Raw genomic sequence first — 16,653 nt, 5'->3', positions numbered from 1 at the left:
TCATATTAAAACGTATGCTGGAAGGGCTGTTCATTTTCCCCTTTGTTTGGTGGGGAAAATGGCAGGCAAGGAAAAGGCCATTAGGGGAAGAATATGAGCTGTTCTTTCTTTTCCCTTTCTATGCCATCGGTGGTGCTGAAAAAGTCCACCTGGATATTGCCCGTTGTTTCAGGGGAAGGAAGGCGGTGATCTTCTTCACCAGGCATTCCAAAGACCAGGGATACCTGGAAGCTTTCAGGGAAACAGGACACCGTTTGATCGAGATCTCCACCAAAACGGACAACAAGTGGCAATATTGGAATAACCTGGTGTACAGGGGAATCATTGCTGGTTATATCCAACAACAACAAAAGTCCCCTGTCGTATTCAACGGGCAGTGCAATTTTGCATACAAACTCTCTCCCTGGTTGGGAAAGGATATTGCGCAGATCGAACTCATCCATTCCCTTTGCAGTTTTTCCTATATCAGGCTGCCATTCATTGAATTCTACCGGCAAACGATCATGATCAGCCGAAAATCCATTGACCAGCACCTGGCCATCTACAGGAAATATGGAGTGCCGGTTGAATGGGATAGTAGGATCCGGCTTATCCAGAACGGGATACCGCTTCCGGAACAGGTATCAGAAAGGGCCTTTGATGGGCAACTAAAACTCCTATATGTGGGAAGGGGAACAAAGGAAAAAAGGGTTCACCTGGTAGCGGCCATTGCCGCAAACTGTATCCGTGAAGGATTACCGGTTTCCCTCAGCCTGATGGGTGAAGTGAAGGGTGCCATACCACAAGAGCTGCATGCTTTCTGTCACTTCGTCGGCAATCAATCTGACCCCGCGATCATTGACCAGGTTTACCGCTCGGCTGACCTGCTCCTGATCACCTCCAGTTCAGAGGGTTTTCCCCTGGTGGTAATGGAAGCTATGGCAAGGGGATTATCCATTATCGGAACAGCAGTTGGGGATATTCCCTTGCATGTGAGGGATGGGGTGAATGGCTACATCCTGAACCAGGTGGAAGACGAGAACGCACTGGTTGAAGAAGCCTGTAAGTTTATCCGGCTCATCCTTAGTGATCCTCCCTTGTTAAGGCAGCAATCAGCCAATAACATTCAGTACGCAAAGCATAATTTTGACATCCGGCAGTTCGAGACCAATTACCGCGACCTGCTGGAACCCTATTTATGACAAATCCTGCAGCCCATAAAGGAACCCTCCGGATCAGTGCCGTGATCTGCACCTATAACCGTGACCGTTATATCAATATGGCACTGGACAGTCTGGCCGGCCAAGACCTGTCCCGTGACCAATATGAAGTGATCGTCATTGATAACCACAGTACGGATAATACGGCGGCCATCGTAAAGGAATTCATGGCGAACCATCCGGAACTGAATATCCGTTATGTTTTTGAACCCAGGAAAGGTCTTTCCTTTGCGCGCAACCGTGGCTGGCAGGAAGCCCAATCCCCTATCATTACCTATATCGATGACGATGCAAGGGCAGTACCAGGCTTTCTTCAGGCTATACTGGAGATGTTCCGTGAATATCCGGACGCAGTAGGCGCTGGCGGAAGGGTCGTACCCGCCTATGAATCAGGCCATGAACCCGTTTGGATGAGTACTTATTTGAATGGCTTTGTGGGTAAGGTGGAGTTTGGTGAGGAGCCTAAGGTTTTTGAAGGCAAAATGAAGTACCCGGCCGGCTGTAACATGACCTATAAACGATCCATCATAGATCAGGCCGGAGGTTTCAATAACGACCTAACGTTCAGGAGTGACGATAAATACATTTATTACAAGGTTACGGCTATCTCTAACAAGGTCTATTATACACCCAAGGCAATCGTCCATCATTTTATCGATGATTACAGGACAGCCTTCCCCAATTTCAGGAAGCTTTTCCTGAAGACCGGCAATGAAGAAAAGGTCCGAATCAGGACTGAAGAAGGATTTTCTGGCTTGGTAAAAAAATTTCTTGAATACCTCTTTAAACTGGGGGCATCAGTATTACTCGCACTGGGTTTCCTGATCAAGGGTCAGGGAAGCAAGGGTAAATACCTGTTCCTTTCCCAGTGGTTCACCCTAAAAGGCTTTTTACAGAAAGAGGTATTTGTCCGTTAAATTGTATCATTGCTGCACAGAAGCCTCCTCTAAATGGGACAGATCAGGAAACAAACCATATTATCATCCATCGTTATCTATATTGGCTTTGCCATTGGCTTCCTGAACACCTACCTGTTTGTACGCAATGGCACATTTTCCACTGAACAGTATGGCCTGACCCGCCTGATGAACGATATGGGGCAAACATTTTTCTCTTTTGCCTCATTTGGGGTATTAAGCTATATATATAAGTTTTTTCCATATTACAAGGACAATTTAAAGGCAAAAGAGAATGATCAGGTTGCTATAAGTTTACTGATCTGCACAATTGGGTTTTCGTTGGTCACAATTGCCAGTATACTTTTTCAGCCGCTGATCATTAGGAAATTTTCAGCACGTTCAGCAATGTTGGTTCAATATTATTATTGGATCTTACCTTATGCACTTGGAGTATTAACATTTACCCTTTTTGAAGCTTTTGCCTGGTTCAACAACAGCAATATTTTATCAAATTTCTTAAAAGAAACCGGACTAAGATTGGTGCAAACTGTTTTGATCCTGCTTTTTGTTTTTAAGTTGGTTGATTTCGATACTTTCATCAAGCTTTTTTCTTTTAGTTACCTGGTTATTTCACTGGTACTAATCGTACATTTAAAAAATAAGGGCGTTCTTCATTTTAACCTTCAAATCAGCAAGGTTACCAGGAGATTTAAGGGGAAGATATTCTCACTTATGAGCTTAATTTATGCTAGCCTGATAATCAACACCCTGGCTCAGTATGTTGACAGTATTATAATTGCCAGTGTGAGTAAGAAGGGGCTTTCAGATGTAGGTATCTATACCCTTGCTACATTTATAGCCAATACCATACAAGTACCACAAAGAAGTATCATATCCGCTACCGTTCCAATTTTGTCTGCATCCTGGAAACAAAAAAATTATGATGAAATAAAAAGGGTGTATTACAGGAGCAGTATCAATCTGTTTCTGATTGCTATGCTTATTTTCGGGATAATCTGGTTGAATATTGATGAGTTTTTCGGTATCCTCAACATCAATAAGGATTTCGAGGCTGGAAAGAATGTGATTTTGATACTCGGCATAAGTAAGGTCATCGATGCTGGAACAGGTGTAAATAGTCAAATTATTGGCACATCCAATTTGTGGAAGTTTGAGGTAATTTCAGGGTCTGTTCTCCTCTTTCTGTTTATCCCGCTGAATTATCTACTGGTTAAGGAATATGGCATAGATGGCTCTGCTATATCCAATCTAGTCTCATTTGGAATCTACAATGGTATTCGATATGGCTTTATCTGGTACAAATTTGGGATGCAACCTTTTACTATAAAAACTGCATTGTCATCAGTTGTAATGGTGGCCATTTATTTTGGTTGCTCATTTGCTTTTGGTCAAATGCAAGGTATTACAGGGATTATTTTTAGATCATTCTGCTTTGTTTCATTGGCCATAACCTTTATATTCTTTTTGGACCTTACGCCTGATGCGAAACAACTATTAACAGTAGGGAAAGAAAAGTTAGAATCACTTTTTGAAAGAAAATAGCAAAATAAAGCTTTATGGGATTTGATTGTGCTGCTATCAGGTTATTGTTATACCATAAGAAAAATGGGCGCAGATTAGGGAGGACGCTTACACTGGGACGACAAAGTTTCCAGTTGGAATCAAGGCAACTATTGAGTTGCCTGAAAGAGTTCGGGCATTCAAGAAAGGAATTTGACGCTTTAATAGGCCAGTGTGGGCAATATGTTGAGCCATTTCTTTCTTTTATTGGAGCTACAACTACTGAAAGTCTTGATGCTTCTAGTTATGAAAATGCCACATATGTACATGATATGAATGCTCCTATCCCAAAGGAATGGGAAGGTCAATTCGACACTGTTATTGATGCAGGTACACTCGAGCATGTTTTTAATTTCCCCCAGGCCATTTCGAATGCCATGAAACTTTTAAAGCCTGGCGGATATTTTATCATGATCACTACAGCTAATAACTTTTTTGGTCACGGTTTCTACCAGTTTAGTCCTGAATTATTTTTCAGGGTCTTTGATGCTGAGAATGGCTTTGAAACCAAAGAAGTTTTTTTATCACTGACCGGGGAAGAATTTTCCTGGTATAAGATTCCTGATCCAAAGGCCATCAGGTCCAGGGTCATTATGGAGAATGCACGGAAAACTTATTTATTAGGTATTGCCCAAAAAGTAAGCGAGGGGGAGCTTTTCAGATCCAAGCCGCAACAAAGTGACTATGAATGGATATCCTGGAAGGATGAGAATTTTAAAACTGACGCCATTTTTAACCCGAATGCAAATTTTAGCACTCCAGCACTACTAATTAAAAGATTGATAGCCCTATTGAGGAAATTCAAGCCAATTGACTTTTTCAATGTAATTTTCCGGCCATTCGGAAATGGCAGAAAAGATCTATTCAAAAAGGTCAAACTTTAAATAATCTCCTTATATGGATTTGGTAGATCAGCAATACTGGAATGCATCCTATGATGATTTCAAATATTACATCGAGTCAGATAAAGTTACGGAATGGCTTGATGAGCAGTTTTTCAAGAAATTTCATCCGCACGGTGAAGTTTTTGAGCTTGGTTGTTTTCCGGGTAGATACCTGTTGTATTTTGGTAAGAAGGGTTTCAAGATCTCTGGAATGGATCTTACCCCCCATCTTGAGGATTCAAGGTTTAAAGACTGGATAAATGCACAAGGGGTGAATATTGGAAGAATTGAACAAGGTGATGTTCTTGAGTATACTAAGGAAACCAGAGATAAATTCGATGTAGTTTGTTCTATAGGATTTATTGAACATTTCCAGAATTTCCAGGAAATAATTGGATATCATGACTTGGTTTTAAAACCTGGCGGTTGGCTGGTGATTACAACACCCAATTTCAGGGGGCCATTACAGCATGCGCTTCATCAACTGTTTGACAAGGAGAACCTCGGCCGGCATTACTTACCAGCAATGCAACCCGGATTATGGTCTGATTACCTCAAGCAGCTTAACTATACAGTAGAATGGTCCGGATACTTTGGTGGGTTCGACTTTTGGTGTGACCACCAGCAGCGGAACCTTTTACAGCGGGTTGGACTAAAAGTTGTTTACAAGTTGCGTACATTATTTTCTGGTTTACCCAGTAATGGGTTGTATTCTCCCTATTGTGGAATTATTGCGAGAAAGAAGGTTGAATGAAAATTGGTGTTTTATATATCTGCACTGGTAAGTATGATATTTTTTGGAAGGATTTTTACCTCTCTTCCGAAGAGTTTTTCCTGCCCGGTAATCTGAAGGAATATTTTGTTTTTACTGATGCATCTGTGCTGTACGCCGAGGAGTTGGGTAATGTGCACAAGATTTTTGAACCCAGAAAAGGCTGGCCTTATGACACTTTAATGAGGTTTCATTGCTTCAGTAAAGTAATCGAAAAACTAAGGAAGTTTGATTATGTATTTTTTTTTAATGCTAATGCCTTATTTGTAAGGCCTATTAACCAGCCTATGGTTATTCCTTCAGATAATAGAACCGATTTGATCGGTGTGATACATCCCGGGTATTATTTAAAAAGAAAGAAGGATTATCCTTATGAGCGTGACCAAAGGCGATCCAAGGCTTATATAGGAAAAAAAGAAGGGAACCTATACTATCAGGGTTGTCTTAACGGAGGAAGCTCTGAAGCTTATATTCAACTTATACAAACACTAAAGAAAAATGTACAGGAGGACCTGGATAAGGGAATCATCGCAAAATGGCATGATGAATCCCATTTAAACAGATATTTTATAGATCATCCACCCTTTTCACTAGATCCATCTTTCTCCTATCCTGAAGGGAGCGATTTACCTTTTAGGCCAATGATACTGATGAGGGATAAGAACAGGTTGGGAGGGCATGATTTTCTTCGTGGAACCGAAAACTCCACGGTAGAGGTAAAAACTGGCATAATCAATAGACTAAGAAAAATGCTCAAAAGATTATGGTCATAGTGCAATTAAAAGGAGGGATGGGCAACCAAATGTTCCAATATGCAGCCGGAAAGAGCCTGGCCATGCACCATAAAGTCCCGCTGAAACTTGATCTCAGCCATTTTCAGGACCCTGCCCACCGGAAGTTTGCCCTCGATGTTTTTTCCCTCGACTACCAGGCAGCTGACCCGGCTGAGGTCATGGCTCTTGAACCCGGCACCCTGGTCAGGAAGGTCCGCCAACGGCTCAAACCCGCCCATTTAAGGACTAAATATTGGGAGCCCCATTTCCACTTTGACCCTAATTTTTTTAAGGCTGGGCCTTCTGTATTGCTAAAAGGTGACTGGCAAAGCGAAAAATATTTCCTGCCTATCAGCAATACCATCAGGAAAGAATTTACCCTTCAGCCAGCATTTACGGAGAAACTCGCGGATCAGGCTAATAGGTTGGCCTCAATAAATTCAATTGCTGTCCATATACGGCGAGGTGATTACCTCCTGCCTCATTTTGTGAAATACCATGGTGTGCTTCCTCCCTCCTACTATACCAAGGCTATAAAACTAATGGCTGACATGATTCCCAACTGCCATATTTGTTTATTCTCTGATGATATCAACTGGGTGAAAGAGCATATTAAAATTGAATTACCCCATGAATTCATTAGTGGCAGCATAGCACAAACTGCCATGGATGATTTTTACCTCATGCAGAAGTGCCGGCATCAGGTCATCGCCAACAGCAGCTTCAGCTGGTGGGCAGCATGGTTGAATGATTTCACTGGCAAAAAGATCATCGCACCTGCTAACTGGTTCAGCCAGGCTGGTCATGATACGCGCGATCTTTACCCTCCAGATTGGATCAGGGTTTAATAGGTCAGAGGTCCATTTTCTCCAGGTACTCCAGGTAAAGTTGAAGACCAGCTTTCTTCCTTTCGTCCAGCTTGTAGTCAATGCTACGGGTATAATATTCCTTAAGGTTGAAATATGGGAAGGGATGGGCAGCTACTATTTCCTCCAAATGTTGAAATCCTACTGTATTGGCCTGATCAAACGCTTCAATAAATTTTGGATCCAGCGGCTTGTTACTGATCCATGCTGCGAAAACGAATGGCAAACCGGTGAAATTGATCCAGGCTTCCCCCAGGTCATAGATGTAAGGGGAATGATGCCGCTGTTCCAATGCCCTGTCTCCAATTACTACTCCGGCTGTGGTTCCATTGATCCGGTTGCGGAAATCCTCTTTCGTATCTTCAATAACAGGATCGATCTTCCAATAATGTTTCATGAGGATCTTGGCCAGGCGAACTGAGGTCCTGCTTTGGTAATCCAGCAATACCTTTTCAACCTGCTCAATAGGCACCTCACTAAAAAGGCAAACGGATGCCACTGGGCCAGAGCAACCTATACAATGCGTTCCAATGATATAATATTCCTTCAAACGGGGAATGGTAGCCACAGGGACAAGACCCATGTCAATTTCATTATTCAGCAGTTTTGAAGCCACATGGGCAGGATAATCCATTTCAAGTTCAACGGATTCATTCATCATTCCTTTCTCCAGCCCATAAATAAGGGGTTTGGTGTTGAGGTAATTCACCGCGCCCACTCTTATTTTTCTTTCCACTCCCTTTATTTTAATTTTGCAAATGTACAGTACAACCAACTTTTAAACAGATTTGTTCAACAACCATGGAACTCCAGCAACTTACCGCGATATCCCCTGTTGATGGCCGTTATCGCAGTCAACTTCAACATTTAGATGAGTATTTTTCTGAATATGCCCTTATGAAGTACAGGGTAATAGTTGAAGTGGAGTACCTGCTGTTCCTGGCTGACAAAAAGTTCTTCAGTCTCCCAATAAAGACCCGTAACCTGCTTCGCGAGGCAGCTGGAGGCTTTTCCGTGGAAGACGCCCAACGCATCAAGGAAACCGAAAAGATCACCAACCACGATGTAAAAGCGGTTGAATATTTCATCAAACAGAAACTGGATGATGCAGGCGCCAGCCATTTGAAGGAGTGGGTTCACTTCGGGTTAACTTCCCAGGATGTAAACAATACTTCTATCCCCCTTTCCTGGAAACATGCAGCAGAATTTGAATACCTGCCGGCTTTACTGAACCTGAACAACCAATTCAAGGTCCTCGCTGACCAGTGGAGGGATGTATCCATGTTGGCCCGCACCCATGGTCAACCCGCCAGTCCTACCAAACTAGGCAAAGAGATCATGGTCTTCGTGGAGCGCATCCAAAACCAGATCGAACAGTTCATCAATGTTCCCTTTACCGCTAAGTTTGGAGGTGCCACAGGAAACTTCAATGCCCATCATGTAGCCTTCCCCAAGAAGGATTGGGTGAACCTTGGCAACCAGTTTGTTGAGTCATTGGGTTTGCAAAGGCAACAATTCACTACCCAGATCGAGCATTATGATAACCTTGCAGCCCACTTCGACGCAATGAAGCGTATCAACAATATCCTGATCGATATTTGCCGCGATATCTGGACCTATATTTCCATGGATTATTTCAAGCAGAAGACCAAGAAAGGTGAAATTGGTTCCTCTGCCATGCCGCATAAGGTTAACCCCATTGATTTCGAGAATGCCGAAGGCAACCTGGGCGTAGCCAATGCCCTGCTTGAGCATCTCTCTGCCAAACTCCCGATCAGCAGGCTGCAGCGCGACCTGACCGATTCTACCGTACTCAGGAACATTGGTGTTCCCTTCGCGCACATCATTCTTGCTATACGTTCAATTGAAAAGGGACTGGGCAAACTGGTGTTGAATGAAGCCAAACTGAAGGAAGACCTGGAAAACAACTGGGCGGTTGTGGCAGAAGCCATCCAAACCATCCTGAGAAGGGAAAATTACCCCAATCCTTATGAGGCCTTAAAAGACCTGACCAGGGGTAAGGCGGCCATAGACAAAAAAGCCATCCACACATTCATTGAAGGGTTGAAAGTTTCGGCTTCGCTTAAAAAGGAGCTAAAAGCAATAAACCCATCCAATTACACTGGGGTTTCAGCTGAATTTTAACTTTATTGGCAAACTTGTTTCAAGATTTGACTTAAATATCAAATATTTACTGGAACATGTTGATATTTTAATATTCATTTGCTTTATTGCCACTTATTTGTCGGCATGTCAACTTTAGTTAGCATCAAGTATTACACATTAGGGTTAATAGCCCTATTGTTTTATTCAATATCTGGCTATAGTCAAACCTTTGATTTTGAGATTCCAGATACTATTTGCATTAATAGTATCGTACCATTGAAGAATCTTAGTGTTGGAGGCACCTCGTATTACTGGAATTTCTGTTCTGGCTCTCTGAGCAATTTACCCCTTGGTGTAAACCTTGGGTCTTTTTCTGGGGCAATTGGAAGTCCTGTTTTTATGGAAATTGCACAGGATGGATTGAATTTTTATGGCTTTGTTTCAAATCATGAATCCGGGAGTTTGACCCGTTTAGATTTTGGCAATAGTTTGCTTAACACACCAACATCTGTTTCATTGGGAAATTTTGGGGTATTACCAACCCAAGTAGAAGGACTAGAAATCATCAAACAAGGCAATAATTGGAGTGGCCTGGTAACTGGTGGGCAATATTCCAACTCCAAATTGATCAGGCTGGAGTTTGGTAATAGTTTATCCAATACTCCAACAGTTACAGATTTCGGGAATATTGGGAATCTTTCCTTTCCGGTTGACCTAACGCTTTACAATGACAACGGTAATTGGTTTGCTTTTATCCTTAATGCCGATAATAATACTATTACAAGGTTAGCTTTTGGCAATTCCTTATCCAATAGTCCTGCTGTTGACAACCTTGGAAATCTTGGATTATTAAATTACCCGGTAGGGCTTTTTTTGATCAAGGATAATTTCAATTTCCACATTTTTGTCGCAAACAAGTTAGGGGACGATATCGCAAGACTGGATTTCGGACCCTCCCTGACCAATACTCCAATAGCCTCAAATCTTAATTTAGGGGATTTTGTAAACCAGCCAAGGGACATCAGTTTAATTAGTGATTGTGGTAGTATCTATGGTTTTGTTGTTAATGAAGGCGATAATACAATGACGAGATTGGATTTTGGAGATAAAATCAATAATATTCCATCAGCCACCTCCATTGGTAACATAGGCGGTTTAAGCTTTCCGCATTCCATATCAAAAATTTTCCGCACCGGTGATGCATTGAATTTTTTTATACCGAATGTTACAAGCAACTCAATTTCAAAGCTCAGTTTTTCCAATTGCTCCAATTCTTCTATTCCTTCATTCACTGGATTTCAACCACCATCATTCAGTTATAACCAGGTTGGGAACTATAATATTTCCCTTTACGCTGATGAGGGACTACCGACCCAAAAGATCATTTGCAAACCAATTACTGTCGTAGGGCCTCAAAAAGTCAACCTGGGAAAGGATACAGGCTTTTGCACAGGCAATTCAATGAGTATTGTTACTACTGGAGACTATGTTAAGTATCTATGGAATAATTATTCCATAACGAATTCATTAAAAGTTGACGCACCAGGAACGTATTGGGTGGAGGCTACAGATGCTTTTGGTTGCAGTAGCAGGGATACCGTAATAGTCGAGGCGGATACCTTGGTTTTCTCCGGTTTAGGTCCAGATACCTATTTTTGTCCGGGTAGCCAGGTAGAGCTTACTAGCAATTCAAATGCCCAAAAGTTTCTATGGAATACTGGTTCTATAAATCCCTCTATAAGCATCTCTACAGCTGGTGAATTTTGGCTCTTGGTGGAAAGGGGGTACTGCAGCAAGTCCGACACGATTATTATCATTGAAAAGCCTGGGATAGTTCTTGACTTAGGAAAAGACACATCAATTTGTACTCCAAACAATATCCAGTTAGGAAAAGAGTTTGCCGGGTCCTCTTATAAATGGAATACAGGCGCTACCACAAGTACAATAGTCGTGAATAATTCTGGCAAGTACTGGATAGATATAGCCAATGACGGTTGTGTTTTTTCTGACACAATTAATGTAAGGATTGACACTTTAATATTTCCGGGGTTAGGCAGGGACATTAATATTTGTGCAGGTCAAGAGGTAGAGTTAGGAACTATATCAAATGCAAGTAAATACCTATGGAGCTCAGGTTCAACAAGCCAGAAAATAGTAGTTGGTGAGGAAGGTCAATATTGGCTCAATGTGGAATTGAATGCTTGCTCTTTTTCTGACACAATTTATGTTAACAAAGTAGATTTACCAGTGGTTAGTCTGGGGCCGGACACATCTTTATGCCCGAATACATCTATTATGTTTAACCCATCGGTATTGGCAGATTCATTGCGTTGGAATAACGGCCATACAACCGGTGAAATTGAAATTAATGAACCTGGATTATATCACCTGACCGTTTATAAGGATGGTTGTAAATCAAGTGACACAATTTTTGTGGCGCAGAGATCCTTTCCCAGAATTGATCTTGGCAATGATTTTTCCCTGTGCGAAAATCAATTCATAAAAATTGAAGCGAAAGTCACTAACGGGGATTTCCTTGAATGGAAGGATGGTATTACGACTCCAGTAAGGGAAGTTAAGCCACCCGCAACCTTAATTGCAATTGCAAATAATGAATGTGGAACCAGTTCAGACACTTTAAGGGTATCATCAGCTGGATTAGATATATTCTCTCTGAAACTGCCAAATGCCTTTAGTCCAAATAATGACGGCAAAAATGACTGTTTTGGTATTTCAAATTGGCCGGTAGAAGAGATATTTGAGTTCTCTGTATTCAATCGGCTGGGGCAAATCGTTTTCTCAACCAGGAATCATAAGGTTTGCTGGGACGGGAAACTCAACGGCAACCAGTTACCGGAAGGCAACTATGTTTATATTCTAAGGGCCCAAACTTCTTGTGGCCCTATAGATACCAAAGGCTATGTACTACTGCTAAGGTAGAACTTTGACCAAATTCCTTACTCACTTTTATGGATCTCGGAGGTGAAATGGAATTCAATGTCAGGGTTATTGGTCCTTTCCGTATTCAGGAACCATTCACTCTGGGCCAGGTAAACCAGGTGTCCATCCTTGTCTTCGGCAATATTGGCTGATTTGAAGCGGGTGAAGTCATTCAGTTTCTTTGGGTCATTACTGGTGATCCAACAAGCCTTGTAATAGGGCTGGGCCCTGAATTCCACCGATGCGCCATATTCCTGGAGAAGGCGGTATTGGATCACCTCAAACTGCAGCTCACCAACACATCCAATGATCTTCTTATTTCCCCCGAACTGTGTAAAGAGCTGTGCCACCCCTTCATCTGTCAATTGCAACAGTCCCTTCTCCAATTGCTTGGTCTTCATTGGATCCTTATTCACCACCTCCTTGAATATTTCCGGAGAGAAGGAAGGAATTCCTGTAAAATAGAAGTTTTCCCCTTCTGTAAGGGTATCACCGATCTTGAAATTACCCGTATCAAACAGACCCACTACATCGCCAGGAAAAGCATCCTCGATCACTTCCTTGCTGCGGGCAAGAAAGCTATAGGGGTTACTGAACCTGACATCCTTGTCTAAACGAACATGATGGTAATACTTATTCCTTTCAAATTTTCCCGAGCATACCCTGAGGAAGGCTATCCTGTCGCGGTGCTTTGGATCCAGGTTAGCGTGGATCTTGAAAATAAACCCACTGAATTTATCTTCCTCAACATCTAGCGGGCGTTTGGTGGTCTCCCTGCTTCTTGGGGTTGGGGCGATCCTGATGAAGGTGTCGAGCATTTCCTTGACCCCGAAGTTGTTCACGGCACTACCAAAGAATACAGGGGCTACCTTTCCTGCCAGGTAATCATTTACATCCAATTCGCCATAAACCCCATCTACCAGTTCAACATCCTCACGCAGGATGGCAGCATCACGATCCCCGATCTTCTCATCCAACAGGGTATTCTCCAGACTATCGAGGGTGATCACATCACTATCATCCGCCTTAGTGCTGGCAGTAAACAACCTCAGGATTTTTTCATGCAGGTTATAGACTCCTTTAAAATCCTTCCCACTATTGATGGGCCAGGTCATGGGGTGAAGATGGATGCTCAGTTCTTTCTCAATTTCTTCCAACAGGTCGAACCTGTTCTTACCATCGCGGTCCATCTTGTTGATGAACACGATCACCGGTGTATCGCGCATCCGGCACACTTCCATTAACCTGCGGGTTTGTTCTTCCACCCCGTTCACACTGTCCACCACCAGGATTACACTATCTACCGCTGTCAGGGTCCTGTAAGTATCTTCGGCGAAATCCTTGTGACCCGGGGTGTCCAGCAGGTTGATCAATATTCCCTGGTACTCAAAACTCATCACCGATGTAGCCACCGAGATACCACGCTGCCTTTCGATCTCCATGAAGTCAGAGGTCGCATGCTTCTTGATCTTGTTGCTTTTTACAGCACCGGCTGTCTGGATGGCTCCGCCGAAAAGCAGGAGCTTCTCCGTAAGCGTGGTCTTACCGGCATCCGGGTGCGAAATAATAGCAAAGGTCCGGCGTTTAATGATCTCGTTATGGAACTTCATGTCAACCTTTTTTTGGCAAGCCGCAAAGGTAAGGCAAGCAACCCACTTATCAGGTACCCAACCCAGTTAAATACCAGAAGGATTTTGTATATTGATCGGAGAAAAGCTTCCCCAAAATGAAATCTATAGTAGTCCCGATCGACTTCTCCCCCACATCGAATAATGCCGCACGCTATGCTGCTGCCCTGGCAAGGGAAATCCCCGATGCCAAACTGATCTTTTATCATGTCTTCTCCCCTGTTGCAGCCGGTTCCGACGGTACGCCTTTGGGCATCGACAATGCCTCCAGGATGGAGGTAGCAGAACTCGCGCTGGAAAGTGTACGTAATGATGTGGGCGGGGATGTTAATGTTGAGTTCATCGCCCAGGAAGGCACTTCCCTGACTGATAGCCTGGAGAAACTGGTCAAACACCACGGTATCGACCTGGTCGTAATGGGACTTACCGGCGCCACCAGGCTTGACCAGTTATTCATGGGATCCAATGCATTAAGTATGGCCAACCGCTCTGTTTGCCCGGTCCTGATCGTACCGCAAGATGCCACTTTTACGGGTGTAAAGAACATCCTATTTGCCACAGATATGAAGAATGTTGAACAATCCACCCCAGTCCACCAACTCAGGTCGCTACTCAGTCTTTTCAGGGCCAAACTGCATGTGGTGAATGTAAATGCTGAGCACTACATTGAGCTTACCGAGGAAAACCAAAGGGAAAAGGCTGCGCTGGAGAGAATTCTGGATGGGTTCGAACCGGATTTTGCCTTTGTCCGGTTGTTTGACTTCATTGACGCTATTGAAACCCTGGTGAATGACAGGAATATTGACCTGATTATTACCGTTCCCCGGAAACACAGTTTCCTTTCCAGTTTATTCAAGCCCAGCCATACCCAGAAGCTGGCCTACCATACCCATGTGCCACTGGTTGCCATCCATGAATAAGGTCCATTGGTAAAAGAAATACTCCTTTCATGACCTGTTAAAGGGCCAAATGCTTATATTTGGCCCCTCAGGCATGAGCAGCAATCATTGCATACCATCATTTGCTTCCACTCTGCTTCCGGTGAATTACTATATTCCGGACTGATACTTCTTTCCTATTAATTCCCGCTGCTAACAATAGCCTGTTTATTTCTTAACGAAACTCGCTTATATGAAGAATATTAAGCTTATTGAGGTGCCATCAGAAATTGGCGCAGGTACCAGGGGTGCCAGTTTAGGCATAGATGCCATCAAGATCGCGGCCCTGGATTTTATGAGTAATTTTTTCATCCATTTCCCTTCTGAGAAGATACCCACCGAGAACAAGATCCTCTTCGAACCCATCGAATCCCCATACGCCAAAAGGATAAAAGGCGTGGTTAACATGTACGAAAGGGTGAGCAAATCCGTAAGTGACTCTATCAAGAACAACTTTTTCCCTGTTGTCCTGAGTGGCGACCATAGTATGGGCGGCGCTACCATCGCGGGTATCAAGATGGCCAAACCCAAGGCAAAACTGGGTATCATATGGATAGACGCACATGCCGACCTCCATACACCCTATACTACACCCTCCGGCAATATGCACGGCATGCCCCTCGCTGCTTCCATCAATGAAGACAACATGGATTGCGCCGTTCATGAACTGGATCCGGAAACGAAAAAGTATTGGGACACCCTCAAGAAGATCGGCAATATCGCCCCGAAAGTGGCACCTGAAGACATTGTTTTCATTTCCCTTCGCGATTTTGAGAAGGAAGAGAAATACCTGATCGAAAAATACGGCATGAAGGTGATCACCACCAATGAAGTCCGCCGTAAAGGGCCGGAAAACGTGGTGCGCAGCGTGATCAGGTACCTGAGTGATTGTACCGATATCTATATCAGCTTTGACGTCGACAGTCTCGATTCTTCCATTTCCAAAGGTACCGGAACCCCTGTGAACAATGGCTTGAGGGAAAGGGAAGCCGAAGACCTGATCAGTAAATTCATGATGAACAGGAAGGTTTGCTGCTTCGAGATAACCGAAGTCAACCCCACACTCGACAAGGAAAACCTGATGGCAGAAATAGCCTTCAATATCCTTCAACGAAGTGTGAACATATTGATGATGAACTAATCTAAAAGGCCGTGCAAATGCACGGCCTTTATTATTTTCCAAAACAAAGTTTCAAACCATCATCCAGGCCCAATGGTTGGTAGCCAAGGACAGCCTTCGCTTTTGCAATATCAAACCCGGTCCGGGAAGGCCTTTTACCCGGTTGGGAAAAGGTTGAGGAATTGACCTCCCTGATCAGTGTTTTATCAAGATTAAAAAATTCCGCAACCTTATTGGCAAGGACATAAGGAGTGGCTGGTTCTTCACCTGAAATATGCCAGATCCCTTCTGCCCTTTGCTGAATGACCAACCGTATACCTTTGGCAAGGTCAGCTGCATAGGTTGGTGTCCGGAATTGGTCATTGACCACTTTAATTTCCTTTCCTTCCTCAAGGCTTTGCTTTACCCAGGTCACAATATTGGTCCGGGAATGATGGGGAATATTGCCGTAAACCAGGCAGGTCCTGACGATGGCCCATGGAATACTACTCGTATGCACGATCGCTTCGGCTTCCTGTTTCGTATGCCCATACCAGTTGACCGGATGGGTATCATCTTCTTCAGTATACATTCCCCTTAACCCATCAAACACAAAATCGGTGGATACGAAAACAAAGAAAGAACTGAATTCTTCAGCGTCCAGCAGCAACCTCGCTGTGGCTTCCACATTCACCACATGGGCTAGCGACTGCTGTTGTTCACATTCATCCACCTGCGTCATTGCGGCTGCATGTACAACAACACCTGGTCTCTCCATTTCTATAACGGAGCGAAGCGCAAAGGGATGCGTGATATCTGCTTCGAAATACCGGACATTGTCTGGAAGATCACTTAAACGCGCTTTACCCTTTCCTGTTGCGACCACTTCAAAACCATTCCCTGCCAATTCATTTATGAGGTAATGTCCCAGTAAACCGTTTGCGCCTGTAACTAATACTTTGTCCATT

Annotated in this window: 14 protein-coding genes; 11 read left to right on the top strand and 3 right to left on the bottom strand. The window is 43.5% G+C overall.

The annotated features are described in order from the left end of the window. The first annotated feature begins 14 nt into the window (after window positions 1-14). From KJS94_RS04320 to KJS94_RS04290, 7 genes are read left to right on the top strand one after another with little or no spacing between them, the layout of a single operon-like run. On the top strand, window positions 15-1,181 hold the full coding sequence (locus KJS94_RS04320; RefSeq protein WP_214446090.1) for a glycosyltransferase family 4 protein: 1,167 nt from the start codon (window positions 15-17) through the stop codon (window positions 1,179-1,181). Next, on the top strand, window positions 1,178-2,116 hold the full coding sequence (locus tag KJS94_RS04315) for a glycosyltransferase (protein ID WP_214446089.1): 939 nt from the start codon (window positions 1,178-1,180) through the stop codon (window positions 2,114-2,116). Before KJS94_RS04320 ends, KJS94_RS04315 begins: the two co-directional genes overlap by 4 nt. Before the next feature lie 33 nt (window positions 2,117-2,149). Then, window positions 2,150-3,661: a lipopolysaccharide biosynthesis protein gene (locus tag KJS94_RS04310; protein ID WP_214446088.1), complete on the top strand. Its 1,512-nt coding sequence runs from the start codon at window positions 2,150-2,152 to the stop codon at window positions 3,659-3,661. A 14-nt stretch (window positions 3,662-3,675) separates the two neighbouring features. After that, a complete protein-coding gene (locus KJS94_RS04305) occupies window positions 3,676-4,563 on the top strand; it encodes a class I SAM-dependent methyltransferase (protein WP_214446087.1) in 888 nt (295 codons plus the stop codon). Window positions 4,564-4,576: 13 nt separating this feature from the next. Continuing rightward, window positions 4,577-5,317: a class I SAM-dependent methyltransferase gene (locus KJS94_RS04300; RefSeq protein WP_214446086.1), complete on the top strand. Its 741-nt coding sequence runs from the start codon at window positions 4,577-4,579 to the stop codon at window positions 5,315-5,317. Further along, the gene (locus KJS94_RS04295) at window positions 5,314-6,108 is read left to right on the top strand and encodes a family 6 glucosyltransferase (RefSeq protein WP_214446085.1); all 795 of its coding nucleotides are present in this window, start codon (window positions 5,314-5,316) and stop codon (window positions 6,106-6,108) included. The genes KJS94_RS04300 and KJS94_RS04295 overlap by 4 nt, the downstream gene beginning before the upstream one ends. Then, on the top strand, window positions 6,099-6,956 hold the full coding sequence (locus tag KJS94_RS04290) for an alpha-1,2-fucosyltransferase (RefSeq protein ID WP_214446084.1): 858 nt from the start codon (window positions 6,099-6,101) through the stop codon (window positions 6,954-6,956). The genes KJS94_RS04295 and KJS94_RS04290 overlap by 10 nt, the downstream gene beginning before the upstream one ends. Before the next feature lie 4 nt (window positions 6,957-6,960). Here the strand turns inward: KJS94_RS04290 and KJS94_RS04285 are convergent, their stop codons facing one another. Continuing rightward, window positions 6,961-7,710, bottom strand: a complete 750-nt coding sequence (locus tag KJS94_RS04285) for a menaquinone biosynthetic enzyme MqnA/MqnD family protein (RefSeq protein ID WP_214446083.1) — start codon at window positions 7,708-7,710, stop codon at window positions 6,961-6,963. 65 nt (window positions 7,711-7,775) lie between these two features. Between KJS94_RS04285 and purB the strand changes: the two genes are divergently transcribed. Beyond that, window positions 7,776-9,119: an adenylosuccinate lyase gene (purB, locus tag KJS94_RS04280; RefSeq protein WP_214446082.1), complete on the top strand. Its 1,344-nt coding sequence runs from the start codon at window positions 7,776-7,778 to the stop codon at window positions 9,117-9,119. Window positions 9,120-9,224: 105 nt separating this feature from the next. After that, on the top strand, window positions 9,225-12,020 hold the full coding sequence (locus KJS94_RS04275; protein ID WP_214446081.1) for a T9SS type B sorting domain-containing protein: 2,796 nt from the start codon (window positions 9,225-9,227) through the stop codon (window positions 12,018-12,020). 17 nt (window positions 12,021-12,037) lie between these two features. Here KJS94_RS04275 and KJS94_RS04270 read toward each other — a convergent pair whose 3' ends face one another. Beyond that, the gene (locus KJS94_RS04270; RefSeq protein WP_214446080.1) at window positions 12,038-13,630 is read right to left on the bottom strand and encodes a peptide chain release factor 3; all 1,593 of its coding nucleotides are present in this window, start codon (window positions 13,628-13,630) and stop codon (window positions 12,038-12,040) included. 116 nt (window positions 13,631-13,746) lie between these two features. Between KJS94_RS04270 and KJS94_RS04265 the strand changes: the two genes are divergently transcribed. Both KJS94_RS04265 and KJS94_RS04260 read left to right on the top strand, forming a co-directional pair. Continuing rightward, window positions 13,747-14,568, top strand: coding sequence for a universal stress protein (locus KJS94_RS04265; protein ID WP_214446079.1), 822 nt, complete (start codon window positions 13,747-13,749; stop codon window positions 14,566-14,568). A gap of 211 nt (window positions 14,569-14,779) precedes the next feature. Beyond that, the gene (locus KJS94_RS04260; RefSeq protein WP_214446078.1) at window positions 14,780-15,727 is read left to right on the top strand and encodes an arginase; all 948 of its coding nucleotides are present in this window, start codon (window positions 14,780-14,782) and stop codon (window positions 15,725-15,727) included. A 31-nt stretch (window positions 15,728-15,758) separates the two neighbouring features. Here KJS94_RS04260 and KJS94_RS04255 read toward each other — a convergent pair whose 3' ends face one another. Continuing rightward, window positions 15,759-16,652, bottom strand: coding sequence for an SDR family oxidoreductase (locus KJS94_RS04255; protein ID WP_214446077.1), 894 nt, complete (start codon window positions 16,650-16,652; stop codon window positions 15,759-15,761). Window position 16,653 lies beyond the last annotated feature (1 nt).

This window comes from Flavihumibacter rivuli, from assembly GCF_018595685.2.
In the GTDB taxonomy this organism is placed as follows: domain Bacteria; phylum Bacteroidota; class Bacteroidia; order Chitinophagales; family Chitinophagaceae; genus Flavihumibacter; species Flavihumibacter rivuli.
Note: the sequence above shows the minus strand (reverse complement) of the source record. Positions and strands in the feature narration are given on the sequence as shown.

Excerpts from the sequence above, each read along its gene's own strand:
- KJS94_RS04265 (WP_214446079.1), top strand. The coding sequence starts at position 13,747 with ATGAAATCTATAGTAGTCCCGATCGACTTCTCCCCCACATCGAATAAT.
- KJS94_RS04295 (WP_214446085.1), top strand. The coding sequence starts at position 5,314 with ATGAAAATTGGTGTTTTATATATCTGCACTGGTAAGTATGATATTTTT.
- KJS94_RS04305 (WP_214446087.1), top strand. The coding sequence starts at position 3,676 with ATGGGATTTGATTGTGCTGCTATCAGGTTATTGTTATACCATAAGAAA.
- KJS94_RS04315 (WP_214446089.1), top strand. The coding sequence starts at position 1,178 with ATGACAAATCCTGCAGCCCATAAAGGAACCCTCCGGATCAGTGCCGTG.
- KJS94_RS04300 (WP_214446086.1), top strand. The coding sequence starts at position 4,577 with ATGGATTTGGTAGATCAGCAATACTGGAATGCATCCTATGATGATTTC.
- KJS94_RS04255 (WP_214446077.1), bottom strand. The coding sequence starts at position 16,652 with ATGGACAAAGTATTAGTTACAGGCGCAAACGGTTTACTGGGACATTAC.
- KJS94_RS04290 (WP_214446084.1), top strand. The coding sequence starts at position 6,099 with ATGGTCATAGTGCAATTAAAAGGAGGGATGGGCAACCAAATGTTCCAA.
- KJS94_RS04310 (WP_214446088.1), top strand. The coding sequence starts at position 2,150 with ATGGGACAGATCAGGAAACAAACCATATTATCATCCATCGTTATCTAT.
- KJS94_RS04260 (WP_214446078.1), top strand. The coding sequence starts at position 14,780 with ATGAAGAATATTAAGCTTATTGAGGTGCCATCAGAAATTGGCGCAGGT.
- KJS94_RS04270 (WP_214446080.1), bottom strand. The coding sequence starts at position 13,630 with ATGAAGTTCCATAACGAGATCATTAAACGCCGGACCTTTGCTATTATT.
- KJS94_RS04320 (WP_214446090.1), top strand. The coding sequence starts at position 15 with ATGCTGGAAGGGCTGTTCATTTTCCCCTTTGTTTGGTGGGGAAAATGG.
- purB (WP_214446082.1), top strand. The coding sequence starts at position 7,776 with ATGGAACTCCAGCAACTTACCGCGATATCCCCTGTTGATGGCCGTTAT.
- KJS94_RS04275 (WP_214446081.1), top strand. The coding sequence starts at position 9,225 with ATGTCAACTTTAGTTAGCATCAAGTATTACACATTAGGGTTAATAGCC.